This window comes from Pseudomonas sp. GL_135 (assembly GCF_057834665.1).
Window position 1 is genome coordinate 3,161,384 of record NZ_CM174408.1, and the last position, 25,668, is coordinate 3,187,051.

20 protein-coding genes and 3 pseudogenes are annotated in these 25,668 nt (G+C 63.7%); 19 read left to right on the forward strand and 4 right to left on the reverse strand.

Going from position 1 to position 25,668, the window contains the following annotated elements; all coding sequences use genetic code 11:
• The first annotated feature begins 1 nt into the window (after position 1).
• The 12 genes and pseudogenes from gspF to AC3ISG_RS13990 all read left to right on the forward strand — a co-directional run bounded on the left by gspF (position 2) and on the right by AC3ISG_RS13990 (position 10,820).
• Entirely contained in the window at positions 2 to 1,204 is a 1,203-nt protein-coding gene (gene gspF / locus AC3ISG_RS13935) for a type II secretion system inner membrane protein GspF (protein WP_489297208.1), read from the forward strand.
• A gap of 10 nt (positions 1,205 to 1,214) precedes the next feature.
• Positions 1,215 to 1,640: a type II secretion system major pseudopilin GspG gene (gene gspG / locus AC3ISG_RS13940; RefSeq protein ID WP_427685679.1), complete on the forward strand. Its 426-nt coding sequence runs from the start codon at positions 1,215 to 1,217 to the stop codon at positions 1,638 to 1,640.
• A gap of 1 nt (position 1,641) precedes the next feature.
• Entirely contained in the window at positions 1,642 to 2,079 is a 438-nt protein-coding gene (locus tag AC3ISG_RS13945) for a GspH/FimT family pseudopilin (protein ID WP_122623905.1), read from the forward strand.
• On the forward strand, positions 2,076 to 2,444 hold the full coding sequence (locus AC3ISG_RS13950) for a type II secretion system protein (RefSeq protein WP_489297209.1): 369 nt from the start codon (positions 2,076 to 2,078) through the stop codon (positions 2,442 to 2,444). The genes AC3ISG_RS13945 and AC3ISG_RS13950 overlap by 4 nt, the downstream gene beginning before the upstream one ends.
• Positions 2,441 to 3,052 carry a type II secretion system protein GspJ gene (locus AC3ISG_RS13955; RefSeq protein ID WP_172611892.1) on the forward strand — a complete coding sequence of 204 codons (612 nt, stop codon included), beginning with the start codon at positions 2,441 to 2,443 and terminating at the stop codon, positions 3,050 to 3,052. The genes AC3ISG_RS13950 and AC3ISG_RS13955 overlap by 4 nt, the downstream gene beginning before the upstream one ends.
• On the forward strand, positions 3,049 to 3,783 hold the full coding sequence (locus AC3ISG_RS13960; RefSeq protein WP_489297210.1) for a type II secretion system minor pseudopilin GspK: 735 nt from the start codon (positions 3,049 to 3,051) through the stop codon (positions 3,781 to 3,783). Before AC3ISG_RS13955 ends, AC3ISG_RS13960 begins: the two co-directional genes overlap by 4 nt.
• Positions 3,780 to 4,811 carry a PilN domain-containing protein gene (locus tag AC3ISG_RS13965; RefSeq protein WP_489297211.1) on the forward strand — a complete coding sequence of 344 codons (1,032 nt, stop codon included), beginning with the start codon at positions 3,780 to 3,782 and terminating at the stop codon, positions 4,809 to 4,811. The genes AC3ISG_RS13960 and AC3ISG_RS13965 overlap by 4 nt, the downstream gene beginning before the upstream one ends.
• Positions 4,801 to 5,391, forward strand: a pseudogene (gene gspM, locus AC3ISG_RS13970) (type II secretion system protein GspM); the annotation flags it as partial. The gene AC3ISG_RS13965 and the pseudogene gspM, both read left to right, overlap by 11 nt.
• Before the next feature lie 131 nt (positions 5,392 to 5,522).
• Positions 5,523 to 6,038 carry a general secretion pathway protein GspN gene (locus AC3ISG_RS13975; RefSeq protein WP_122534732.1) on the forward strand — a complete coding sequence of 172 codons (516 nt, stop codon included), beginning with the start codon at positions 5,523 to 5,525 and terminating at the stop codon, positions 6,036 to 6,038.
• A complete protein-coding gene (gene gspD, locus AC3ISG_RS13980) occupies positions 6,035 to 8,380 on the forward strand; it encodes a type II secretion system secretin GspD (protein WP_489297212.1) in 2,346 nt (781 codons plus the stop codon). The genes AC3ISG_RS13975 and gspD overlap by 4 nt, the downstream gene beginning before the upstream one ends.
• Before the next feature lie 290 nt (positions 8,381 to 8,670).
• Complete coding sequence (locus tag AC3ISG_RS13985) at positions 8,671 to 9,645, forward strand: alpha/beta hydrolase (RefSeq protein ID WP_489297213.1); 975 nt, start codon at positions 8,671 to 8,673, stop codon at positions 9,643 to 9,645.
• Positions 9,646 to 10,004: 359 nt separating this feature from the next.
• A complete protein-coding gene (locus AC3ISG_RS13990) occupies positions 10,005 to 10,820 on the forward strand; it encodes a DUF1206 domain-containing protein (RefSeq protein ID WP_489297214.1) in 816 nt (271 codons plus the stop codon).
• A 3-nt stretch (positions 10,821 to 10,823) separates the two neighbouring features.
• On the opposite strand, the pseudogene AC3ISG_RS13995 reads toward AC3ISG_RS13990, so the two are convergent.
• Positions 10,824 to 11,729, reverse strand: a pseudogene (locus AC3ISG_RS13995) (ATP-binding protein); the annotation flags it as partial.
• Positions 11,730 to 12,029: 300 nt separating this feature from the next.
• Here AC3ISG_RS13995 and nosR point away from each other — a divergent pair.
• Entirely contained in the window at positions 12,030 to 13,409 is a 1,380-nt protein-coding gene (gene nosR / locus AC3ISG_RS14000) for a response regulator c-di-GMP phosphodiesterase, NosR family (RefSeq protein WP_489297215.1), read from the forward strand.
• 120 nt (positions 13,410 to 13,529) lie between these two features.
• Positions 13,530 to 14,750, forward strand: coding sequence for an MFS transporter (locus AC3ISG_RS14005; RefSeq protein ID WP_489297216.1), 1,221 nt, complete (start codon positions 13,530 to 13,532; stop codon positions 14,748 to 14,750).
• 1 nt (position 14,751) lies between these two features.
• Here AC3ISG_RS14005 and AC3ISG_RS14010 read toward each other — a convergent pair whose 3' ends face one another.
• Together AC3ISG_RS14010 and AC3ISG_RS14015 are read right to left on the reverse strand one after the other, a co-directional pair.
• Positions 14,752 to 15,639: a LysR family transcriptional regulator gene (locus tag AC3ISG_RS14010; RefSeq protein ID WP_122623918.1), complete on the reverse strand. Its 888-nt coding sequence runs from the start codon at positions 15,637 to 15,639 to the stop codon at positions 14,752 to 14,754.
• 1,287 nt (positions 15,640 to 16,926) lie between these two features.
• Entirely contained in the window at positions 16,927 to 18,033 is a 1,107-nt protein-coding gene (locus AC3ISG_RS14015) for an alkene reductase (protein WP_489297217.1), read from the reverse strand.
• Positions 18,034 to 18,250: 217 nt separating this feature from the next.
• Here AC3ISG_RS14015 and AC3ISG_RS14020 point away from each other — a divergent pair.
• From AC3ISG_RS14020 to AC3ISG_RS14030, 3 genes and pseudogenes are all read left to right on the forward strand, one after another.
• A pseudogene (locus AC3ISG_RS14020) lies at positions 18,251 to 18,449 on the forward strand (DMT family transporter); the annotation flags it as partial.
• Entirely contained in the window at positions 18,427 to 19,821 is a 1,395-nt protein-coding gene (locus tag AC3ISG_RS14025; RefSeq protein ID WP_489297218.1) for a UDP-glucose dehydrogenase family protein, read from the forward strand. The pseudogene AC3ISG_RS14020 and the gene AC3ISG_RS14025, both read left to right, overlap by 23 nt.
• A gap of 601 nt (positions 19,822 to 20,422) precedes the next feature.
• Entirely contained in the window at positions 20,423 to 20,716 is a 294-nt protein-coding gene (locus AC3ISG_RS14030; RefSeq protein WP_205483730.1) for a winged helix-turn-helix domain-containing protein, read from the forward strand.
• Between the two features lie 14 nt (positions 20,717 to 20,730).
• On the opposite strand, the gene pmrG is transcribed toward AC3ISG_RS14030, so the two are convergent.
• On the reverse strand, positions 20,731 to 21,417 hold the full coding sequence (gene pmrG / locus AC3ISG_RS14035; RefSeq protein WP_489297219.1) for a lipopolysaccharide core heptose(II)-phosphate phosphatase PmrG: 687 nt from the start codon (positions 21,415 to 21,417) through the stop codon (positions 20,731 to 20,733).
• Positions 21,418 to 21,745: 328 nt separating this feature from the next.
• Between pmrG and AC3ISG_RS14040 the strand changes: the two genes are divergently transcribed.
• Positions 21,746 to 22,558, forward strand: coding sequence for a phosphatase PAP2 family protein (locus AC3ISG_RS14040; RefSeq protein ID WP_489297220.1), 813 nt, complete (start codon positions 21,746 to 21,748; stop codon positions 22,556 to 22,558).
• Between the two features lie 223 nt (positions 22,559 to 22,781).
• A complete protein-coding gene (locus tag AC3ISG_RS14045) occupies positions 22,782 to 25,478 on the forward strand; it encodes an ATP-binding protein (protein WP_489297221.1) in 2,697 nt (898 codons plus the stop codon).
• The last annotated feature ends 190 nt before the right edge of the window (positions 25,479 to 25,668 follow it).

The window sequence follows — 25,668 nt, forward strand, 5'->3', positions numbered from 1 at the left end:
CATGGCCCATTTCAAATACCGTGCGCTGGATGCCGACGGCGTCGCCCAACACGGCACCCTCGAAGCTGCCGATCAAAACGCGGCGACAGCGGCCCTGCACAAGCGTGGTCTGTTGCTGCTCAGCCTTGAAGCCAGTGCCAACAGCGGCCTGCGCGCGGCCATGCGCCGGGGTGCCATGAACGGCGCGGCGCTGGTGAGTTTCACCCAGCAACTGGCGACCCTGCTCGGTGCCGGCCAGCCGCTGGAGCGCGCCCTGACCATCCTGCTCAAGCAGACCCACGAGCCCAAGCGCCAGGCGCTGCTTGAACGGATTCGTGAACAGGTCAAGGCCGGTAAGCCGTTGAGTCAGGCGCTGGAAGAAGAGCACGGCCAGTTTTCCAGCCTGTACATCAGCATGGTCCGCGCAGGCGAAGCCGGCGGCTCCCTGGAAAACACCCTGCGTCAACTCAGCGAATACCTGGAACGCAGTCAGATGCTGCGCGGCGAAGTCATTAACGCGCTGATCTACCCGATCTTTCTGGTGGTCGGCGTGCTCGGTTCGCTGGCCTTGCTGCTGGCCTACGTGGTGCCGCAGTTCGTGCCGATTTTTCGTGACCTGGGCGTGCCGATTCCCTTCATTACGCAGGCGATCCTGTGGCTGGGGGAATTCCTCAGCGCCTATGGGTTGCTGTTGCTCGGCGCCATCGTCGGCCTGATTTGGACCGTCGCGGTCCTGCGCCGGGATCCGCAACGACGCCAGCGCCATGACCAGCGCCTGCTGTTTATCAAAGTCATCGGCCCGCTGTTGCAGCGGATCGAAGCCGCGCGTCTGGCGCGGACCCTCGGCACCTTGCTGAGCAACGGTGTCGCGTTGTTGCAGGCGATGACCATCGTCCGTCAGGTCTGCGGCAACTACGCCCTGCGCGCCCAGGTCGAGCAAGCCACCGAGTGGGTCAAGGGTGGCGGCACGCTGGCCCAGGCGTTCGGCGAGCAACCGCTGCTGCCGGAACTGGCCCTGCAGATGATCGAAGTCGGCGAACAGGCCGGCAACCTGGACGGCATGCTGCTCAAGGTCGCCGACGTATTCGACGTCGAGGCCAAGCGCGGCATCGACCGTCTGCTCGCCGCGCTGGTGCCGAGCCTGACCGTTGTCATGGCGGTGATGGTGGCGGTGATCATGCTCGCCATCATGCTGCCGCTGATGAGCCTTACCAGTAACATTTGAGGAAATACACATGTCCCGATTCAACGCTGCCCGAGGCCGTCGCCAGGGCGGTTTCACCCTGCTGGAAATGCTCGCCGTGATCGTGCTGCTGGGCATCGTCGCCACCATCGTCGTGCGTCAGGTCGGCGGCAACGTCGACAAGGGCAAATACGGCGCAGGCAAGGCGCAACTCGCCAGCCTCGGCATGAAGGTCGAAAGCTACGGCCTGGACGTCGGCACGCCGCCGGCCAATCTGCAGCAGCTGGTGACCAAGCCGGCCAATGCGACCGGTTGGGCCGGCCCGTACGCCAAGCCGTCGGACCTGAAAGACCCGTTTGGTCACGCGTTCGGCTACCGCTACCCGGGCGAGCACGGCAGCTTTGACCTGATCTTCTTCGGTCAGGACGGCCAGCCTGGCGGTGACGGCTACAAGGCCGACATCGGTAACTGGGAATAACATGCACGCCCTGCCCCGCGCCCGCGGCTTCACCCTGTTCGAATTGCTGGTGGTGATCGTTCTGATCGGCATCAGCGTCGGCCTGGTGAGCTTTGGCGTGGGTCGGGGTTTGCACGCGGCCAGTGAACGTCGCGCGCTGAGCGAAGTGGTTCAGTCGCTGCGGGCGGCGCGGGTGCAGGCGATCGTCACCGGGCAACCGGCCCAGACGCGCTTTGATCTGGGTCATGGGCGCCTTCAGGGCCCGCACCTGAAACCGGTGCAGCTGCCCACCGACATGCGCGTGCAACTGCAGACCGCTGACGGCCTGGGCCCGGCGTTCGAGTTCTACCCGGACGGCGGTTCCAGCGGCGGCCATCTGCTGTTGGCCCGGGGCGACAAACACTGGCGCGTCGACATCAACTGGCTGACCGGCAACGTTCAGTTGCGCACGCTCAATTGAGGCGTCAGCGCGGTTTCACACTGCTGGAGATGCTTGCCGCCCTCGCCGTGCTGGCGGTGTGCAGCAGCGTGCTGGTGGTGGCGTTCGGGCAGAGCGCGCGGGCCTTGCAGCAGGCGCAACGCAGCGACCGGCTGAGTCTGGCGGCGCGTTCGCTGATCGATGAAGCCAGCGCCGGCCGCTTGCAGCCGGGTCGCACCGAGGGCAAGTGGAGCGGCGTGACCTGGCAGATGGAGGTCAGCGCGCTGCCCCGCGGCAATGCGCCGGCCACGGCCTGGCGGCTGGACCTTGAGGTGAGCGACGGAGCGCGCCGCGCCCATTACAGCAGCCTGCAAGTGCGCAGTGCCGACTCCGGAGCCGGGCAATGACGCGCCGAAGCCAAGGTTTCACGCTGCTCGAAGTTTTGGTGGTGCTGAGTTTGCTCGGCGTGCTGCTGACCATGGTCGGCGCGGCGATCACCGGGGCCAACCGCGCCATGGCCAAGGCCGAGCGCTACAGCACGCGGCTCGACGAAATACGATCGACGCAGAATTTTCTGCGCAGCGCCATCGCGCAGGCGCTGCCCCTGGCGGCCAGCGGTGCCGAGCCCGGTCAGGCGCCGGTGTTTGAGGGCGACGCCCAGGCCATGAGCTTTTATGCGCCGCTGCCCGCGACGTTGGGCGGCGGTTTGTACCGGCACAGCGTGACGCTGGCGGCCGGTCAGCGTTTGCAGGTCAGCCTGGAGCGCTTGCGCGGTCAGGCGCTGCTGCCGGCCGAAGAGCCTCAGGTGCTGCTGCATCAGGTGCGCTCGCTGCAGTTGAGTTACCGCGGGGTGTCGCCCACCGGTGAATCCACCGCGTGGCTTGATCACTGGCCGTGGCCGGGACGCCTGCCCGTCAGTGTGCGCATCGACGCGCAGCTGGCCGGCCCCGTGCCGTGGCCGTTGCAGAGCATCAACCTGCGCCTGGACCTGTCCGGCGAGGCGCACACGTTATGAACGGCGGTCGGCAAAATCAGCGCGGCGTGGCGTTGCTGCTGGTGTTGTGGGTGCTGGCATTACTCAGCACCCTGCTCGCCGGTTTGCTTGGCTGGGTGCATTTGCAGAACCGCCAGGCCCTGTGGCAACGCCAGCACACCCAGGCGGTGCTCGCGGCAGAAGCCGGGATCGGCATGGCGGTGCTGGCGCAGCTGGATCGCGACCCGCAGCAACACTGGAAAGCCGACAACCAGCCCCACGGACTGCGTTTCGACGAGGCCGCGCTGGCAGTGAGTCTGGGCAGCGAGACCGGCAAGCTCGACCTTAACGCGGCGCCGGCGGAATCCTTCGCCCGCCTGCTGGTGGCGTGCGGGGCGAATCCGGACCTGGCGCGGCAAGTGGCGCAAGGCCTGGAACAGCGTCGCGGCGGCGGTCGAGCGCCGCTGCGGATGGTCGAGGAAGTGCGCGAGCTGCCGGGCATCGGCCAGCCGCTTTACCAGTGCGTCAGCTCACACGTCACGTTATGGAGCGGCATGAGCGCGCCCGATCCGCGCATGGCCTCGCCCTGGCTGCGGCAAGCGCTGGGTTTGCCTCAGGCCGGGCCCGCGACCGAAGAAGCAGGCCCGGTCATCAGTATTCGAAGCCAGGCGACATTGCCCGGCGGTTACACCACGACGCTCAACGTCACGTTGTTATTGAACCCATCGAAGGAGGGAGCGCGACCGTATCGCGTTCTGCGTTGGCAAGAATGAAGCAATCACTTTTACAGCAGCTGGCGCCCTTGCAGGCCCGGGTGCGCAGTCAGTGGCGCGACAGCCCGGCGCAGCCTCTGTGGCAGGCCTGGCTGGACGAATTGCAGGCCCTGCTGCCCGCCGGCGTCCGCGCACGGCTGATGCCCCAGGTGCGCGAGCGGCTGATCGACTGGCCCTTGCCCGAGCACATTGCCCACGAGACCGGCGAGCGACTGATCCTGATGCTTCCCGCCGGCATGGTCCTGGCGCAACCGCTGCAATTGCCGCTGGCGGCGCTGCGCGATCTGCACAGCGTGGTGGGTTTCGAGCTCGACAAGTACACGCCCTACCCCCGCGAGCAGATGCAGTACGTCGCGCGCGTCACCGCCAAGGGCAAAACCCAAGCGCAGGTGCTGCTGGTGGCGGTGCTGCGCGAGCGTTTGCAGCCGGTCATCGACACCTGCACGGCACGCGGCCTGCCGCTGTACGCCGTGGATGCGCGCAACGCCAAGGGCGAGCGGCTGAATGTCGATCTGCTGCCCGCCCAGCTGAAGCCAGCGGTGGCAGGCTCCGCACGCTTGCCGCGTTTCCTTGCCATGATCTGCGGCGCCTTGCTGCTGACCTGCATGGTGCTGTGGCTGGACGCGCGCACGGCACAGGTCGAGGCGATGCAACAGCACGTCGACGAGCAACGCAGCCAGGTGCAGGCCGTGCAGAACCTGCGCCGCGAACTGATCAATACCCAGGGCGCCGCGCGTTACCTCGCTCAGCAAAAGGCCGCGCAGCCGACCACCTCCAGCGTGCTCGCCGACCTCACTGGCTGCCTGGGCGCCGACACCTGGGTCGAGCAGCTGGAGATTGCCGAGGGCGGCAGCGTGTCGATCACCGGCCAGAGCGCCAAGGCCAGCGCCCTCATCAGCCGCATGAAAGACTGCCGCACCCTCACCGACGCGCAGTTCCAGGGGATCATTCAGCCCGACGCACAAACCGGTAAAGAGCGCTTTTCCCTGCGGGCCCAATTGCGCAAGGAGGCCGCCGATGCGCCGTGAACTGACACCCCGTGAACGTCGCGGCGCCGCGCTGATTGCCCTGGCCCTGGTACTGTGGGCGGCCTGGTGGCTGCTGGTGCAAAGCTGGTTTCTCGACCCGTTGAGCGACTTGCAAGATCAGGCCGACACCCTGCGCCACCAGGAGCAGCGCTATGCCGGCGCCCTCGCCCAGCGCGAGAGCCTTGAGCAGCAGTTGCAGGCGGCGCGCCGCGACCCGTCGAGCCGCAGCAGCCTGTTACCCGGCGAAGACCCCAGCGCCGTGGCCGCCGATCTGATGCAACGCAGCCTCGATCTGGTCAAGGCCCACGCCGATCAAGGCCCCGGCTGCCAGGTCACCCAGCGCATGCCGATCACCCCCGAGCGCGACAGTGCCGAGCCGTATCGTCAGGTCAAAGTCAGCCTGACCCTGGACTGCGCCATGGAGCCGCTGGTGGCTTTGCTGCACGAACTGGAATACGGCCAGCCGTTTCTGTTCATCGACAACCTGAGCATTCGCCGCGCCACCTCGGCGCCCGCCACTGGCGGCGCCGGACGCTTGCAGGTTCATCTGCTGTTGCGCGGGTATCTGCAACAGGCCGCGCCGCACAAGTCGCAGCCGTCCAACCCCGCCGCCGAGCCAGAGACCGAATCCCGGCAGCCACCTGATCCCGCCGAGCAAGCCGATCTGGATGAGCAACCTGAACCACCGACACCGTCCGAGGAGCCTGACGCATGAAGTTCGACGCCCTCACTCTCGCGCTCGGCGCGGCCACGGTTGCCCTCGCCGCCGTCGCCGTCAGCCTGAGCATGGGCGCCGGTCAGGACATCGACTGGTTGCCGCCCGGCGAAGCCCGTGAAGCCGCGCCAACCGCCAGGCCCGCCGCATTGCCGGCGCTGCCGGCTCAGGCGCTCACGCTAACCTGGCAGCAATCGATGTTCAGCCCGGACCGCAAGCCTGATCTGGTCACCGGTAAATCCCAGGCCTCGTCCCTGGATGGCATCAGCCTGAACGGCGTGATCATCGACGGCGCTTCGCGCTGGGTGCTGCTGCAACTGCCGCAGAAGCGTCGCCTCAAGCTGGCCGTCGGCAGCACGCTGGACAACGGCTGGACCCTGGAGTCGGTCACGCCGCAAAACGCCACTTTCAGCCATCAGGGCCAGACCCGCGAATTGCGACTGCCCCTGCTGCGCCTTCCGCCGCCGTCGAAAGTGCCCCCTATTACTCTTCCAAACGTACCCACACCATGAACAATCGCACCTCTGAGTTTTTCCGTTTACGCAGCCCGTTGTTGTGCCTGGCCACCGCCGTGGCCCTGGCCGGATGCGCGTCCACCCCGGAACGTTTCGAAAACGATCCGGCCCTGATGCAGGAAGCACTCAATGGCACCGGCTCGCAGCGCGGCCCGGTCAGCGATCCGGTCGAAACGCCGAGCCCGAACAACCCTGGCGCCAGGCCTGCGCCTGCGCGCAAACAGATCATTCGCGGCAACCAGACGTTCGTGCGCGGTGCGGGACCGGCGCAGACTGGCGCGGGTGCGAAAGGTGCGTCGGCCGCCGCCGGTGACATCACCTTCAACTTCGCCAATCAGCCGATCGAAGCGGTGATCAACACCGTGCTCGGCGATTTGCTGCACGAGAACTACAGCATCAATCAGGGCGTGAAAGGCGACGTCAGCTTCTCCACCTCGCAACCGGTGAACAAGCAGCAGGCGCTGTCGATTCTGGAAACGCTGCTGTCGTGGACCGACAACGCGATGATCCGCCAGGGCGACCGTTATGTGATCCTCCCGGCCAATCAGGCCGTGGCCGGCAAGCTGGTGCCGGAAATGCCGGTGGCGCGACCGTCCACCGGGCTGTCGGCGCGGCTGTTCCCGCTGCGCTTTATCTCGGCCACCGAGATGCAAAAGCTGCTCAAACCTTTCGCCCGTGACAACGCGTTCCTGCTGGTCGATCCGGCGCGCAACGTGTTGAGCCTGGCCGGTACGCCGGATGAACTGGCCAACTACCAGGACACCATCGACACCTTCGACGTCGACTGGCTCAAGGGCATGTCCATCGCCGTGTATGGCCTGCAACGCGCCAGCGTCGGCGAGCTGATGCCCGAACTTCAGAAGATGTTCGGCCCGGACAGCGGCATGCCGTTGGCCGGCATGGTCAAGTTTCTGCCCATTGAGCGGACCAATTCGGTGGTGGCGATTTCTTCCCAGCCGCGCTACTTGAGCGAAGTCGGTGACTGGATTCACACCATCGACGAAGGCGGCGGCAACGAGCCGCAGATGTACGTCTACGACGTGCGCAACATGAAAGCCTCGGACTTGGCCAAATACCTGCGTCAGATCTACGGCAACGGCCAGATCAAAGACGACAGCGCCGCCAAGGTGGCGCCGGGCCTGCGCACGCGCTCGCTGTCATCGCTCAACGGCAGTGGCACCGGCAGCAGCGGCGGCATGGGCGTGGGCGGTCAGGGCCTCAACGGTAGCTCGGGGATGGGCGGCGGCATGGGCGGCGGCCTGGGTTCGGGCATGGGTGGCGCCAACGGAGGTTTGCAGAACGGCTCTCAGCAAGGTGAAGAGGAGCAGGACGGCGAATCCTCTGAGGACAGCGCTGACAGCAGCACTCAGGGCGACAGTTTGGATGCCGCAGCCAGCGGCTCGGGCGCCAGCAAGCGCCTGGACGACAGCACGCGGATCACCGCCCAGCAGAGCAGCAACCAGTTACTGATCCGCACGCGCCCGGCCCAGTGGGCCGAGATCGAATCGGCCATCAAGCGTCTGGACAACGCACCGATGCAGGTGCAGATCGAGACGCGGATTCTCGAAGTGAACCTGACCGGCGAGCTGGACCTTGGGGTGCAGTGGTACCTCGGCCGTCTGGCCGGCAACTCCACCAGCACTACCGTGGCGAACACCCCTGGCAGTCAGGGCGCTCTGGGCGGTGGCGGCGCAAGCCTTGGTGCCGAGTCGCTGTTTTATTCGTTTGTCAGCAACAACCTGCAGGTCGCCCTTCACGCCCTGGAAACCAGCGGCCGCACGCAGGTGCTGTCGGCGCCGTCGCTGGTGGTGATGAACAACCAGCAGGCGCAGATTCAGGTCGGCGACAACATCCCGATCAGCCAGACCACGGTCAACACTTCGGCCACCACCGCCACCCTGAGCAGCGTTGAATACGTGCAGACCGGGGTCATCCTCGACGTCACGCCGCGCATCAATCCGGGCGGTCTGGTGTACATGGACATTCAGCAGCAGGTCAGCGACGCCAACGACACGTCCACAGACGCCAACGGCAATCCGCGCATCTCGACGCGTTCCGTCTCAACCCAGGTGGCGGTGCAAAGTGGCCAGACGGTGTTGCTGGGCGGCCTGATCAAACAGGACAACGCCGACACCGTGTCTGCCGTGCCTTACCTGGGCGCCATTCCCGGCCTGCGCTGGCTGTTCGGCAACACCACCAAGAGCAAGAAACGCACCGAACTGGTCGTGCTGATCACCCCACGGGTCATCACCAGTAATAGCCAGGCGCGGCAAGTGACCGATGACTACCGTCAGCAGTTGCAGTTGATCAAACCCACGCCGCCGATGAGTGCCCGGTAGTGTGTTGATCGTTCCCGCGCTCCGCGTGGGAATGCCGCCCCGGACGCTCCGCGTTCCCCCCTCACTCGGTAATAGAATTGCGGGCGAGGCGACGCGGAGCGTCACGGGATGCGTGCCCCCGCAGAGCGTGGGCACGATCAGATACACAGTGGGCATGCACGATCGCGCGGTTGCTTACGCCACGGCCGGCCTCAAATGGCTTTACTCGCGCACGTGAAACTCTGGGCCGCCCGCGCACACCAAGACAGTACCCAACACTGGCGGGTGTGAGCCCGAGAGAGAGCACTCAATTGGACAGCAACGACGGTTTGCATTTTCACGACGACGAACTGGCGCAGGCGCGGCGCTTTAACAAGAAGCTGGCCTGGCTGCCGCGATTTCGTATCCGCAACCGCTTCACCCCTCTTTTGATTCAGTCGCTGTTGCGCGTCGGTCAGCTGAATGGCGCGGCCAAGCTGGCCCGCCATGGTTTGCACGCTGAAACCACCACGGTGAGTGTCGACGGTCACCGCGTGCCGGTACGGATCATCCGGCCCAAGGGCAAGGCCAAAGGCGTGGTGCTGGACATTCATGGCGGCGGCTGGGTGATCGGCAACGCGCAGATGAACGACGACCTGAACATGGCCATGGTCCGGGCGTGCGATGTGGCCGTTGTTTCGGTGGATTACCGGCTCGCCGGGTCGACGCCTGTGCAAGGGCTGATGGAGGATTGTCTGGTTGCAGCGCGCTGGCTGCTGGGTGACGGTTGCCCGGAGTTTGCCGGGCTGCCGGTGATGGTCGTCGGCGAATCGGCGGGCGGGCATCTGGCCGGCACGACGCTGTTGCAGCTCAAGGTCTGGCCGGAGCTGTTCAAGCGCGTGTGCGGCGCCCTCCTGTATTACGGGGTTTACGACTTGACCGGCACACCGAGCGTGCGTACGGCGGGGCCCGATACGCTGGTACTGGACGGCCCGGGCATGGTCGACGCCCTGCGCATGCTGACGCCGGACATCAGCGACGTGCAGCGTCAGGCGCCGCCGCTGTCACCGCTGTATGGCGATTTCACAGGCTTCCCGCCGGCACTCATGTGGGTCGGCGCGCTGGACCCGCTGCGCGATGACACGCTGCAACTGGCCGATCGCTGGGCGAAGACTGCCGGGGTTGAAGTGCACCTGTTGCCCGAGGCCCCCCACGGCTTCATCCATTTCCCCACCATGATGGCCGACCGCGTGCTGGAGCACAGCCGCGCCTGGATTCGTCAGCGCATTCAATCTGCTGCGGGTTGACCGAATTCGACTGACTGCACATGGCTCTCTAGTGGGACCGGCTTTAGCCGGGAAGGCGTCGGTAGCCACACCGCAAAATGGATTGATGATCGTCCACACGCTCCGCGTGGGGATGCCGCCCCGGACGCTCCGCGTCCATCGCTGCGACGCGGAGCGTCGGCGGATGCATTACCACGCGGAGCGTGGGAACGATCATGGTGTATGCACCGGCCTCTTCCCGGCTAAAGCCGGTCCCACTAAAAAGCGTCGCGTGCAGCGATTGGGATTTCCGGTGGTGCCGGTCCTGCAAAAAGCAACCCGATCGAACCCCTCGCGCGCTCCCGGGTCTGCTGATCTATTGCTTAACCGGAGAACACTCGATGTCGCCGCACCACACCCTTGTCCTGCTCGCCCGATCGGGTTACGCCGCCCGCGGCGTTCTGTACCTGATCATCGGCATTTTCGCCTTGCTCGCCGCCCGTGATTCATCACGCCCCAAAGACAGCCACAGCAGCCTCGAAGCCCTGTTCAGCCAGCCCTTCGGCCACTTTCTGGTCGGTCTGGTGGTCGCGGGCCTGCTTGCATTCGCCGCTTGGCGCGTGTTGCAGGCAACGCGGGACGTCGACCATCACGGCAACGAATTCAAGGGCCTGGTGATCCGTGGCGGGCTGCTCGCGGGCGGGCTGGTCAACGGTGCGCTGGCGTTTTTTGCGCTGGGCCTGCTGATCGATGGCCTGCGCAGTTCCGGTGGGTCCGGCGGCGGTCAGACCCAAGACCTGCTCGCGCAACTGCTGTCGTGGAAACACTCCAACCTGGTCGTCTACCTCGTTGCGCTGGTGCCGCTCGGCGTCGGTATCGCGCACTTCTTCAAGGGCTGGAAAGCCTCGTTCGAGAAGTATTTCGAGGCCGACGAAGAGGTCATGAGATACGTGACCCCGGTGTCCCGCTTCGGCCTGATCGCGCGCGGCGTGGCGTTCGTCGAAATGGGCGTGCTGCTGGCCATCAGCGGTTCGAGTTATCAGGCCATGCACCCGCCCGGTCTGAAAGACGCGCTCAACGCCCTGCAAAACCTGCCCGCCGGCGGCGTGGTGCTGATGGTCATGGCGCTCGGCCTGATCGCGTTTTCGGTGTACAGCTTCGCCGAGGCGGCGTGGCGCCGGATCAACATGGACGTACCCGGCATGGCCCGCGCCTGAGTCTCAACAGACGGCGCTCTGGTCAGAGCGCTGCTGAATCGGCAGCTCCACACGAAACGTCGTACCCACCCCTTCCAGGCTCCGCACGCTGATCGTACCGCGATGCTTTTGCACGATCCCGTACGACAGCGACAGCCCCAGCCCGGTCCCCTGGCCCACCGGTTTGGTGGTGAAGAACGGATCGAAAATCTTCGGCAGCACCTCCGGGGCAATGCCGGCCCCGGTGTCGCTGATCTCAAGCCACACGCTGTCCCCTTGCACGCCGTTGCGCAGCGTAATGGTGCCGCGCTCCGGGCCGATGGCCTGGGCGGCATTGACGAGCAGATTCATGATCACCTGATTGAGCTGCGCCGGCAGGCATTCGATGTCGGGCAGTGGCTGGTAATGCGTAACGATGTCGGCCTTGTACTTGACCGCATTGGTCGCGATGTTCAGCGTCGAATCGATGCCACGCTGCAGGCTTGCCCATTGCCATTGCGGGTTGGGGTCGGCCCGGGAGAACTCCTTGAGGTCCTTGATGATTTGCGCGGCACGGGCCACCCCGTCCCTTGATTCCTGAATCAGCAAGGGGATTTCCGCCTCGACGAAGGCCAGGTCCAGACGGGTTTTCAAGGCCGTGAGCGATTGGAGAACCTCAGCCGATCCAAACTGATCCTCGGCGGCTTTGTAGGCCTCCAGTATCTCCTCAAGCTTGGCGAAATAGACCGCCAGCGTGCCAAGGTTCGACGAAATGAAGCCGATGGGGTTGTTGATCTCGTGGGCGATGCCCGCCGCCATCTGCCCCAGTGAGGCGAGCTTTTCAGCGCCGATCAACTGGCTCTCCAGCTGCTTGCGCTCGTCGATCTCGACCTGCAACGCATGACTGGCCTGCTTGAATGCCCGCGTGCGCTCCTCGACACGCTGTTCGAGACTTTCGTTCGCCGCCTGCAGGTCCTCGTTGACCCGGTTGATCACCTGATAGCTGTGCAGCAGCCAGCGACCCAACAGCACCAGCAGGCAGACGGAAATGATCGAGAATATCTGCAGCAGCAACATGATCGACCAAGCGCCTCAATCCGTAGACTCATGCCCTTGTGTCGGCCTGCCGAAGGTGAAGTTGAGGGGCGATTTATATTGCGCGAAAGCCGCGAAGAGTGGCGATATCTCAACTAATCTTGCGGCATTCAGCGGTCCGTGTCGGTCACGATGGCGACGACGAGAGGGTCAATCATGGAAGCCTCAACCAGTGTTTCGTTGCAGCACCGCCCCACCGTCCTGCTGGTGGACGACGAAGAATCGATTCTCAACAGCCTGCGCCGCCTGCTCCGCGAGCAGCCTTATGACGTGCTGCTGGCCACCAGCGGCGAACAGGCCCTGGCGATCATGGCCGAACGGCCGGTCGATCTGATCGTCAGCGATGCGCGCATGCCGGGCATGGACGGCGCGGCGTTGCTGGCGCGGGTTTACAGCCTGTACCCGGACACCACGCGCATCCTGCTGACCGGTTACGCCGACCTCGAAACCATCGTCAAAGCCATCAACCAAGGCCATGTGCATCGCTACATCGCCAAACCCTGGACCGACGAAGAGCTGGTGCTGACCCTGCGTCAGTCCCTGGCATTCCAGTTTTCCGAACGCGAAAGACAGCGCCTCGAACAGCTCACCCAGCGGCAGAACGACGAGCTGAAAAGCCTCAACGCCACCCTGGAAAAACGCGTGCTGGCGCGCACCGCGGAGCTGCGGCAGACCGCCGACATGCTCGATCTGGCCTACGACGAGCTCAAGCACAGTTACGCCACCGGCACCGAGGTGTTTTCGATGCTGGTCAATCAGCGCCTGCCCGTGGACAAGCAGACCAATCGCGACGTCATCGACCTGATCAACGCGTGCAGCAGCCAACTCAATCTGGACGAGTCGACCCGCCGCGACCTGTGCATGGCCGCCGCACTGTACAACATCGGCAAACTGGGCTGGAGCGACGCGCTGATCAATACCCCGTCGGACATGGTCAGCCACGCCGACCGCGAGACCTGGCGCAGTTACCCGCGGCAGAGCGAATCGTTGCTAATGACCCTCGAACCCATCCAGGACGCCGCCAGTCTGATCCTGCATCATCAGGAGCGCTGGGACGGCAGCGGCTTTCCGGCGCACCTCAAGGGTGTAGCGATTCCCTACGGCGCACGGCTGCTCAAGCTGGCTGTGGACTTCATCGAACTGCAGCGCGGGCTGATTCTGGAACGGCACCTGAGCAGCGGCGAGGCCTTGCTGTTCATCCGCCGCTACGCCGGCAAGCTCTACGACCCGGAGTTGATCGAAGACTTCGCCAAGGCCTGCGCGGCGTACCTGGACGACGCGGTGCTCAACGACCCGACTGTCAAGGCCGTCACCACCCGAGAGCTGGTGCCGGGCATGACCCTGGTGCGCAACTTGAATGCGGACAACGGCATGTTGCTGCTCAATGCGGGCAAAGTGGTCAACGCCGCGCTGATCGAAAAGCTGGCGGCCTTCGAGGCCATCGACAACAAGGCCCACTACAGCATTTTCGTGCGCCTGCCCGAACACGTCCCCGGTTCAGAGCCGCCGAAAACCCACTGGACTCAGGTCGGGTGACGCCCCGCCCACTTCGTTGATTGAGGACTGACTGATCCGCAGTGATCGGAACCTCAGCCTGTTTTTCCCCACGCGCCCGCTCCCTAGCATGGCTCCACTCATTACGGTGGAGCTTTGCCCATGCACGATTCGCACGTTGTTTCGACCCCCGCGGCGCCCGCACCTGCGGCGTCCTCTTCCTGGCGCGACTGGCTCTCGGTGTATTCCGTCGCCTTGGGTGCGTTTGCCTTCGTCACCTCCGAGTACCTGCCCGTCGGCGTTCTGCCGCAGATCGCCGACAGCCTCGACGTGACCGACGGCGTGGCCGGGCTGATGGTTACCGTGCCGGGCATCGTCGCGGCCATCTCGGCGCCGGCGATCATGCTCGGTGCCGGGCGCATGAACCGCCGGCTTCTGCTGTTGTTGTTGAGCCTGTTACTGGTGCTTTCGAACCTGATCTGCGCGGTGGCGCCGTCGCTGGCGATCATGCTGCTGGGTCGCGGTTTGTTGGGGATCTCCCTCGGCGGTTTCTGGGCCGTGGCGATTGCGGCGGCCGGGCGTCTGGTCAGCCAGTCGAGGGCAGCGAAAGCCACGGCGCTGATCTTCGCCGGCATCACACTGGCGACGGTGTTCGGGGTGCCGTTCGGGACCTTCGTCAGCACGGCCTTTTCCTGGCGGATGTCCTTCGTCGTCACCGCCGGCCTGGGCCTTATCGCTCTGGCGGCGCAGGCGTACACCCTGCCCTCGCTGCCTTCCAGTGAGGGGCTCAACGCCCGCGCGCTAAGGGTATTTCTGTCCCGGGGCACGGCCCGGCGCAGCATGCTGTTGCTCGGCACCGTGGTCGCCGCGCACTTCACCGCCTACACCTACGTCGCGCCGTTTCTTGGCCAGTACGCCGGGTTCTCGCCAAACGCTATCACCGGGGTGCTGCTGGGTTTCGGGCTGGTGGGCATGCTGGCGAACTTCGCCATGGCCGGGACTCTCACCACCCATTTGCGCGCGTCGCTGGGCGCCGTAATTGTGCTGATGGTGCTGGCGCAACTGGCGTTGCCCCATCTGCAAGGTCTCGGCGTAATACTGGCGGTGCTGATGTGGGGCGTGGCCTATGGCGCGATTCCCCTGGGTGTCAGCAGCTGGATGCAACTGACCTCGCCGCAATTGCCGGAAGCCAGTTCGGCGATGCTGGTGACCACGTTCCAGGTGGCGATCGCGTCGGGCTCGCTGTTCGGCGGGCTGATGGTCGATCACCAGGGCGTCTCGGCGGCGCTGTGGCTGGGCGCGGGTTTGGGGTTGCTGGGCCTGGCAGTGATGCTCAGCTTCGGTGTCGCCCGGGCGCCCATCGCTCAGGCGTTGCAGCGCTGAGTCAGTCCTTGAGAATGTTGTCCTTGAAATAGTCGATCAACACCCGCAACCGGGGTGCCGTCTGCTTCGACGCAGGCCAGAGCATCCACAGGTTGCCGGTGTGGTCGGTGTAGTCCCCAAGCACCACCTTCAGCCTGCCGTCCGCCAGCGGCGCGCGGATGGAAAAGTCCGGCAGGCAGGCGATTCCGACGCCGTCAATCGCCAGATGCGCCAGCGGATCCGTGGTCGTGCAGGTCAACGCCCGCGAAAGGTTCGGCTGAATATGGGTGTCGCCGACGCGCAACGGCCAGCGCTCGATCATCCCGGTGGCCGGAAACTTGTGCAGCAGGCAGGTGTGGCGAATCAACTCGTCGGGGTGCGCCGGTTCTCCGCAGCGTTCCAGGTACGCGGGCGATGCCACCAGTTGCAGCCGGAAGCCGCCGAGCTTGCGTGCGGTCAACCGCGAATCCTGGGGCGCGCCGGTGCGGATCACAGCGTCGAAACCCTCCTCGATCACGTCCACCATGCGGTCGGACATGTCCACTTCCAGCTCGATGTCCGGGTACGCGCGCATGAACCCGGCCAGCACCGGCATGATCAGCACGTTCTGAATCGGCACGCTGATGCGCACTTTGCCGCGCGGGGTGGCGGACAGTTCGAGCAGCTCCAGCTCAGCCGCTTCGACCTCGCTGACGATGCGCTTGCAGCGATCGAGAAACAGCTCGCCTTCGGTGGTCAGGGTCACGCTGCGGGTGCTGCGATGGAACAAGCGCACGCCCAGGCGCTCCTCCATGCGCGCCACGCTCTTGCCCACGGCGGATGCGGAGATTTCCAGCAGACGCCCCGCTTCGGTGAAGCTGCGGGTTTCCGCCACGGTCATGAACGCCGTGATGCCGCTGAGACTGTCCATCATGGGGGGTGTGCTCTTGGGTGGATGGGGGCTGAAGCTAGAGGTTATTCCGCTGGAGTATCGCGGACATGCAGCAGGACTGCTATCGCCGCACGGTGTGTTCTCGGATGCGCCGCGAATTGTAGGACCGGCTTTAGCCGGGAAGGCGTCGGGTAGCGCGCTGCAGAATTGAGGGTGAATGTACTGGCCTCTTCCCGGCTGAAGCCGGTCCCACTAAAAGCACTGCATGCATTCAGTGAGATTGGATGCGCCGCGAATTGTAGGACCGGCTTTAGCCGGGAAAGCGTCGGGTAGGGCGCTGCAGAATTGAGGGTGAATGCACTGGCCTCTTCCCGGCTGAAGCCGGTCCCACTAAAAGCACTTCATGCATCCAGTGCAATTGGGTGCGCAGGGAATTGTAGGACCGGCATTAGCCGGGAAGGCGTCGGGTAGCGCGTTGCAGAATTGAGGGTGAATGCACTGGCCTCTTCCCGGCTGAAGCCGGTCCCACCAAAAGCACTGCATGCATTCAGTGAGATTGGATGCGCCGCGAATTGTAGGACCGGCTTTAGCCGGGAAGGCGTCGGGTAGCGCGCTGCAGAATTGAGGGTGAATGCACTGGCCTCTTCCCGGCTGAAGCCGGTCCCACTAAAAGCACTGCATGCATTCAGTGAGATTGGATGCGCCGCGAATTGTAGGACCGGCTTTAGCCGGGAAGGCGTCGGGTAGCGCGCTGCAGAATTGAGGGTGAATGCACTGGCCTCTTCCCGGCTGAAGCCGGTCCCACTAAAAGCACTTCATGCATCCAGTGCAATTGGATGCGCCGCGAATTGTAGGACCGGCTTTAGCCGGGAAGGCGTCGGGTAGCGCGCTGCAGAATTGAGGGTGAATGCACTGGCCTCTTCCCGGCTGAAGCCGGTCCCACTAAAAGCACTTCATGCATCCAGTGCAATTGGGTGCGCAGGGAATTGTAGGACCGGCATTAGCCGGGAAGGCGTCGGGTAGCGCGCTGCAGAATTGAGGGTGAATGCACTGGCCTCTTCCCGGCTGAAGCCGGTCCCACCAAAAGCACTGCATGCATCCAGTGCAATTGGGTGCGCAGGGAATTGTAGGACCGGCTTTAGCCGGGAAGGCGTCGGGTAGCGCGCTGCAGAATTGAGGGTGAATGCACTGGCCTCTTCCCGGCTGAAGCCGGTCCCACTAAAAGCACTGCATGCATCCAATGAAATTGGATTGAAAACAGAAACGCCGCCAACGTGGTGCTCACGATGGCGGCGTTTTCAGTAGGAGGCGCGGTGCGGATTCGCGTCAGGCGCTTTGCGAGTAGAACGGGTAGTCGGTGAACCCCGCCGCCGTGCCGCCGTAGAACGTGTCGCGGTCGTAGGCATTCAGCGGCAGGCCGCGGCGGATGCGTTCCGGCAGGTCGGGGTTGGCGATGAAGTCGCGGCCGAAGGCGACCAGGTCCGCATCCCCTGCCTGAAGAATCGCCTCGGCGGACTGCCCATCGAAGCCACCGGCGGCCATGATCAGGCCGTCGTAATGCTCGCGGATCAACTGCGCCGCCACCGGATTCTGGTCTTTGCTGACGTCGATGGCGTTACCCAGCACCCGCGGTTCGATGAGGTGCAGATACGCCAGCTTCAAGGTCGCCAACTGCTCTGCCACATAGATAAACAACGCCTGTGGGTCGCTGTCTTTCATGTCGCCGAACGCACCACTCGGACCCAGCCGCACCGCCACCCGCTCGCTGCCCCAGACCGAACTCACCGTGCGGGTGATGTCCAGCAGAAACCGCGCGCGCCGGGGAATGCTGCCGCCATACGCATCCGTGCGCAGGTTGCTGCCGTCCTGGAGAAACTGGTCGATCAGGTAACCGTTGGCGCCGTGGATCTCCACGCCGTCGAATCCCGCCAGCAGACCCCGTTCAGCGGCGCGGCGGAAGTCTTCCACCAGCGCCTCGACTTCGGTTTCGCCAAGGGCTCGGTGGGGCGTGCTCGGCACCCAGCCGTTGGCGGTGTAAGCCACACCGTCGTAATCAACCGCCGACGGCGCCACCGGTTGCGCGCCGCCGGGCTGCATGTCGCTGTGGGACTGACGCCCGGCATGGAACAGCTGCAGGAAGATTCGTCCGCCTTTGGCATGCACGGCGTCGGTGACGGTTTTCCAGCCGGGAATCTGCGCGTCGTCGTACAGGCCGGGCGAGCCGAGATAGCCGTTGCCCGTTTCCGACACCACCGTGGCTTCGGAAATGATCAGCCCACCGGGGGTCGCGCGCTGGGAGTAGTACTCGGCCATCAACGCCCCGGGCCGGTCGCCGGGCTCGGAACGCATGCGCGTCAGCGGCGCCATGACCACGCGGTGGGACAGTGAATGGGGACCGATGTGAAGAGGGGAAAACAACATTGGGTGCTTCATGTTCAGCTCCGATTAAGTATCTGGCGCCACGTTAAGGCAATGGCCCAGGAGGAAAAACGGGGCGTGGATCCGCTCTCTTCGGACGCAGGTGTCCGCAATGGCTGACGCTGTCGGGGGGCAACAAGCGCATTGATGTCGACATTTGGTGCGGTATCCGCAAAAACGCGCGGCGTTCGCTGGAGTCGCTCGCTGGAATCGCTCGACCAAACGCCACTGAGCCTATGCCCTGCTCAGCCTGACCGACGTGCTGGCATAAGCCCTCGCCGCAGCGCTGCCATTTTTCAACGAGACGTTCACGGTATCGAAAACTTTGGGCGTCATGCTGATCGTGATGGGCGTGCTGACCATCAACCTTCGGCGCCTTTCCAGCACTCCTCCACAGGGCTTTTCTTCATGAAAATCAGCGTTTTCGGTAGCGGGTATGTCGGGCTGGTGCAAGCCACCGTCCTTGCTGAAGTCGGCCACGACGTGGTCTGCATGGACATCGATCAGGCCAAGGTCGAGCAGTTGCGGCAGGGTCAGGTGCATATCTTCGAACCGGGCCTGGCCAGCCTGGTGCGGGAGAATCTGGAAAACAAACGCCTGCAGTTCACCACCGGCACCCGGCTTGCGGTCGAGCACGCCGAGGTGCTGTTCATCGCCGTGGGCACCCCGTCCCGCGACGACGGTTCCGCGGACCTGAGGGGGTTTTTCGCGGTCGGCGAAGCCATCGCCACTTACCGCTCCGAACCGCTGATCATCGTTGAAAAGTCCACGGTGCCTGTGGGCAGTGGCGACGCCCTGCGTGCACACATAGACAAAGCCCTGCGCCAGGCCGGGCGCTTGCTGCAGTTCGATATCGTCTCCAATCCCGAGTTTCTCAAAGAGGGTTCGGCGGTCAATGACTGCCGGCGCCCGGACCGGATCGTCATCGGCTGCGACAACGACGCCGTGCGCAAGGTCATGCGTGAGCTGTACGCGCCGTTCAACCGCAACCACGACCGGATCATGTTCATGGACCTGCGCAGTGCCGAGCTGACCAAATACGCGGCCAACTGCATGCTGGCGACCAAGATCAGCTTCATCAACCAGATCGCCGAACTGGCCGAGCACCTGGGCGCAGACGTCGAGTCGGTCAGGCTGGGCATCGGCGCGGATTCACGGATCGGCTACGACTTCATCTACCCCGGCTGCGGTTACGGTGGCTCGTGCTTCGGCAAGGACATCCGCGCGCTGATCCACAGCGCCCGGGAAGCCCATTGCTCCAACGACCTGCTGGCGGTGGTCGAGGCGATCAACGAGCGGCAGAAGAACAAACTGTTCGAACGGGTCAAGGCGTTCTACGAGGGTGACCTGCGCGGCAAGACATTCGCGCTGTGGGGCCTGGCGTTCAAGCCGAACACCGACGACATGCGCGACGCGCCGAGCCGGGTGCTGATGGAAGCCTTGTGGGACGCCGGCGCCACCGTGCGCGCGTTCGACCCCGAGGCCATGCAAGAGACGCAGCGCCTTTACGGCAACCGCAGGGATTTGATTTTGATGGGTACGCCGGAGTCGACGTTGAACGACGCGGACGCGCTGATCATCTGCACCGAATGGCAACAGTTCAAGGCCCCGGATTTCGAGTTGATCCAGCAACGCCTCGCCGCGCCGGTGATCTTCGACGGCCGCAACCTGTACGACACCGAACGGCTGGCGCGCAGCGGGTTCCACTACTTCCCGATCGGGCGCGGGGAGTCCTGCGAACTGCCGATCCCGCAAAAGCAGTGGCTGCCGTACAAAAACGTCGCGGGGGGGTCGATGGTGTAGCCGCTGGCGCCTTCCCGGCTAAAGCCGGTCCCACAATGAGATACGCCGCCAGTCCCACTGGATGCACACAATGCTTTTTGGTGGGACCGGCTTCAGCCGGGAAGAGGCCCTCGTTCGCGCCATAAATTGTGCGGTGTGAGGTCTGACGCCGTCCCGGCTAAAGCCGGTCCCACACTGAGGTACGCCGCCAGTCCCACTGGATCCACTCGATGCTTTTAGTGGGACCGGCTTCAGCCGGGAAGAGGCCCGCATGCGCGCAACAAGATTTGCGGTGTGACGCCTTACGTCTTCCCGGCTAAAGCCGGTCCCACAATGAGGTACGCCGCCAGTCCCATTTGATGCACTCGATGCTTTTAGTGGGACCGGCTTCAGCCGGGAAGAGGCCCTCGTTCGCGCCACAAGATTTGCGGTGTGACGTCTGACGCCTTCCCGGCTAAAGCCGGTCCCACAAGGTGTTCAGTGCCTGTCCCATCATTGAGTACGGCGCCAGTCCAGAATTAATTCCGGCGTCAGTCCCACGAGTTCTTCACACCCCTCAAACCAATTTTTGACAATCGCGGCCCTACTATCCCGCCACTGTCGCGAGGGTGGGATCATTTATATGCTGGTTGTTGAAGATCTGGTGCTGGATACCGGGAAGTACCGGGCGTTCCGCGCGGACAAACACCTCAAACTCAATCCGACCAACATCGACATACTGGCGCTGCTGATGCTCAGAAGTCCCGCTATTGTCAGCAAGGAAGAGATCGCCAAAATGCTCTGGGGCGAACAAGGCACTCACAAGAGCACCGGCCTCGGGACTCGCGTGCATCAAATCAGAAAAGTAGTCGACGACGGTTTTGCCTTCCCGCTGGTACATACGGTGTATGGCGTCGGCTATCAACTGTGTAAATAGCCGCACACGTCGGCTTACTTACCGCCCTTTATCGCCAACCGCTTCCAGTCCTCGGGATTAAGCACACCTCGGATAACAGGCCGACTGCGTTTATCCAGCGATATAAATACCGCACTGTCGTATTCGCTCATTTCGGCATGGGGATAACCCTGCTGACTTTCTATCTGGCCGATACAACCGCTGTGGGTCACCACCACCAGATTACGGTCGTTTGCCTTGTGCGCCATGACCTGGCCGAGGTTCATCTTCCCGCAGTCAAACAACCAGTCCTGGGACGCCACCGGATGGCCGAACAAGGCTGCGGCGGTTTGCACCGTGCGCGTGGACGGGCTGGCGATGACATCGGTCTGGCCCAGCCCGAGCTGGCCTAATGATCGTCCCACCTGGGCAGACACCTGGTTGCCGTTGCGCGTGATCCCGTCTTCTGGCCCTAGGCATTCATTGTCAGAGCGGTCGCAGCGCTCGCCGTGGCGCACCAGCACAACCACCTCGCCTTTCTTCCAGCTCGCGTAAAGCCCCGCCCTGCTCATGTTTTGCCCGCTGGCGAGTTCAATGGGCGAACGGGGCCAGTACGTGTAACCCGTCAACAACAGGAGCGAAACGCCCATGGCCGCAGCGGTCAGCAGCACTCTAAATGTGTGACGGTTTCGAGGTAACGTGCCCGCCCAGAGTGCAAGCAGGGCATTGGAATAATCGCGCATCGTGTTGCTCCGACTATGAGCCCATCGGCAGATGGAAGTCTGTGTCATTGAATAACGACAAGCGTAATCAGCGATGCATGATTATTTGGTAAACGGTGCGTGAAAAAAACAGTGGCGGTGACTGTCATACATTCTCGCCGGATGCGTAATGCTTCATATGTTTCACCCTGCAAAAAGACACGCCTCAATAAACAACTAACAACAATCACTTCAAATAGAGTTTTCACATGGCCTTCACTGCCGCTTGACCTGGGCCTGTCTAAGTTCCGTCAGCGGCCGGCCACAGCCCGGCGAAGTTGATAATTCATGCCTAACGGGACACGCCAACGTGCTAAGCGAACGATCACGATTTTATGCCTGGAACCTGGGTTTGCCGCTGGCGATTGCGCTGGCCATCTTCGTGGTCTTTGACCTTACGACCCTGGACGAGATGATCAGCAACTGGCTGTACTACCCTGACCACGCGTTTCCCTATGGCCACAATCGTCTGTTCGAAAACCTGACCCACCGCTGGCCTCGGATCATTCCTGACCTGACCGGGGAAGCGGCCATCACCGGATCAATCCTGTCGTTTGCCTGGCCGCTGTTGAAACCGGGGCAACACGACCGTCTTATCAGGTCGCTGGAGACATTGCGCATCGCCCCGCTGCTGCGCTTCACGACTCGCCACCGGCGGGACTTCCTGTACATCGTCGTATCCTTTGCGGTCATCACCGGCATGATCCATTTCTTCAAAAGCCACACCAGCATCTATTGCCCGGTCGAAACCACGCTGTACGGCGGGACCCTGGAGAAAAAGGAGTGGTTCGAGAATTTCAGCCTCTTCCATGAAGCCGGCGCCGGTCGCTGCTGGCCGGGTGGGCACGCCTCCGGTGGCTTCACCATGGTCGCGCTGTACTTCGTCGCGCGGCGTCATCAGTGGCGCCACGCCCGGGTGATCCTTTACGCATCAATGGTTCTGGGTGCGATCTACGGCACGACGCGGGTCCTGCAGGGCTGGCATTTCATGTCGCACACGTTCTGGGCCGGCGTGATTGTGTGGATCGGTGCGTTGCTCACCGCCCTTGCCTTCTATGGCTGGCGCCAACTTGCAGGCTCCGTCGCGCAAACAGCCTCACCCATCGCGGCCGTCGCTCGATAGGCCACACATCCCTTCGCATTACTGTCACACTGGCGACCGCCGAGCAAAATGATGGCTTCGGGCTATATATCCGTTTAACTCAGGCGGCCCGGTAAAGGACCTGCCATACGCTGCCGACGCGGCAGCAATGGCTGCGTACTCGCTGCCGTTTATCCAGTCGCCGACATCTATCCCGTCGCGCCAAGTCCATCTTTTTTCGAATGACAGCGTCGAGAAGTCGCCTATGAAGTCGGACAACGTACAAATCGGCGCCCTGGATTTTCTCCTTGGCGGCGGCGAAATGGGGCAATTGATCCGGGATTTCGACTGGGCGTCGACGGCTCTGGGTGAACCGGCATCGTGGCCGCAGTCGCTGCGCTCAGCCATCAGCATTTGCCTGCATTCAAGCTTCCCGACGGCCATCTACTGGGGCGCGGATTTCTGCCTGCTGTACAACGACGCCTGGGCGCCGATTCCGGCAGACCGGCATCCGGCAGTGCTTGGGCGCCCGGCGCGGGAAGTCTGGTCTGCCATCTGGGACGTCGTCGGGCCGCAGTTCGACGCGGCCTACAAAAACGCTGAAGGCTTCTCGACGTTCGACCAACTGTTGATGATGGAACGCGGCGGGCGGGCGCAGGAAAGCTGGTGGAACTACAGCCTGACGCCCATTCGCGGCGAAAACGGCCGCATCGCGGGCATCCTCAATCAGGGCCACGAGGTCACTGACCGGATTCTGGCCGAGCGTCGTCGGGCGGAAGAACTCGTTCGCCAACGCAAGATGTTTGAGCAGGCGCCCGGTTTCATCACCATCCTCGCCGGCCCCGAGCACCGCTTTGAGTTCGTCAACCAGTCCTACACCCGGCTGTTCGGCGAACGTGACTACATCGGCAAAACCATTTACGAGGCGTTCCCGGAGCTGGGCGGCCAGGGGTTCTACGAGTGGCTCGATGCGGTCTACACCACCGGCGAGCGCCTGGTGCATCAGCGCACGCCGATCCAGCTCAGTCATCCCGACGCCCCGTGCGAGGTGCGTTATCTGGATTTCATCTATGAGCCGCTGCACGATGACGCAGGCCAGGTCACGGGGATTTTCTGCGAAGGCTACGACGTCACCGAAGCGCATCTCTCCCGTGCAGCACTGGAAGCCAGCGAGGCCGCGCTGCGCGAGGAAACCCGCACCCTGGAAACGCTGAACCGGGTCAATGCGGAGCTGGCCCTGGAGCTGGACCTCAAGCGGCTGGTGCAAACGGTGACCGATGCCGGCCGCGAGATGACCGGCGCCGAGATCGGCGGGTATTTTCACAACGCCGCGAGCGATCATTTTGAGCTGTTCATACTGTCTGGTGCCCAGTCGCCGGAACTGGCGCGGCTGCCGGGCCCGCGCGCCAGCCCGGTGTTCTCGCCGGCATTCCTGACCGCCGGCGTCATGCGTTCCGACGACCTACTGCTGGACCCGCGTTATGGGCGAATTTCCCCGCATTTCGGCCTGCCGACAGGGCATGTGCCGCTGCGCAGTTATCTGGCGGTGTCGGTTGTGTCTCGCTCCGGCGACGTGCTGGGGGGCCTGTTTTACGGCCATCCCGAGGCCGGCCAATTCACCCCGCGCCATGAAAAATTGATGTCGGCCCTGGCCGCGCAGGCTGCCATCGCCATCGATAACGCCACGTTGTTTCAACAGGTTCAGAGCGCTAACGAAACCCTGGAACAGCGGGTGCTGGCCCGTTCCCAGGAATTGTCCGAAGCCCATTCGGCACTGCGTCAGGCGCACAAGATGGAAGCCGTGGGACAGCTCACCGGCGGCATCGCCCATGACTTCAACAACCTGCTCGCCGGTATCATCGGCAGCCTCGAAATGATCGAACGACGTATCGCCAACGGCCGGGTCGATGGCCTTGACCGCTACGTCAACGCCGCCCACGACTCGGCCAGTCGCGCCGCCACCCTCACCCAACGGCTGCTGGCGTTCTCCCGTCGTCAGACCCTTGATGCCAAGCCTACCGACGTCAATCGGCTGGTGGCAGGCATGGGTCAGCTCATCGCCTCCACCATCGGCCCTTCCATCAGCATAAGGACCATCGCCAGCGGCGACCTGTGGCTCAGCAAGATCGACGCACCGCAGCTCGAAAGCGCGCTGGTCAATCTGACGCTCAACGCCCGCGACGCCATGCCCAACGGCGGCGAACTCACCGTGCAGACCCGCAACGTTTCGGCTGACAGCGTCCCGGGGGTGGCGGCGCAGCTGCCCGCTGGCGATTTCGTCGAAATCAGCGTCAGCGACACTGGCACCGGCATTGCCCCGAGCATCCTCGAACGGATCTTCGACCCGTTCTTCACCACCAAACCCATCGGCCAGGGCACAGGCCTGGGGCTGTCGATGATCCACGGCTTCGTTCACCAGTCCGGTGGCACTATTCAGGTGCGCTCGACCCAAGGCGCCGGCACGACGATCTCGCTTTACCTGCCGCGCTACCTGGGTGACCGCCAGCAGACCCCGGCGCGCTGCCCGTCGCAAACCCGCAGCCGCGGCGAAACGGTGCTGGTCATTGACGACGAGCCCCACGTGCGCATGTTGATGTGCGACGCCCTTCGCGAACGCGGATACCAGGTCAGCGAAGCCATGGATGGGCCATCGGGCTTGCACATGCTCCGTTCGATGGCATCGATTGATCTGCTGGTGACCGATGTCGGCCTGCCCGGCGGCATGAATGGTCGACAGGTCGCCGACGCGGCCCGCGCCCTGCTGCCTTCCCTCGATGTGCTGTTTGTCACCGGTTACGCGGAAAATTCGGCGGTGGGCGGCGATCAACTGGAGTCCGGCATGGCCGTGTTGCTCAAGCCGTTCGGGATGGACAGGTTCGCGCAAAAGGTCGGCGAAATCCTCGCAGCAGCGGCGCCCCGGGACACCACCCAAGCCACCTGCGATGTCGTGGACGGCTGCTGAATCCGGTCGGCCCCGGGCAAGGTCATCCGATAGCGCCCGTCGCACGGAGAATGCAGGGCTTTGGCCCGGCGTATCCGCCCCCGACCAATCAGTCAGTTTTTTTCGCCTTGCCACGGAACTCACAGGGCCGGCATGCCCCTAACCACGACGTCAGCGATCCGGCAAAACGCCGGTTCCACGAGAGGTTTAG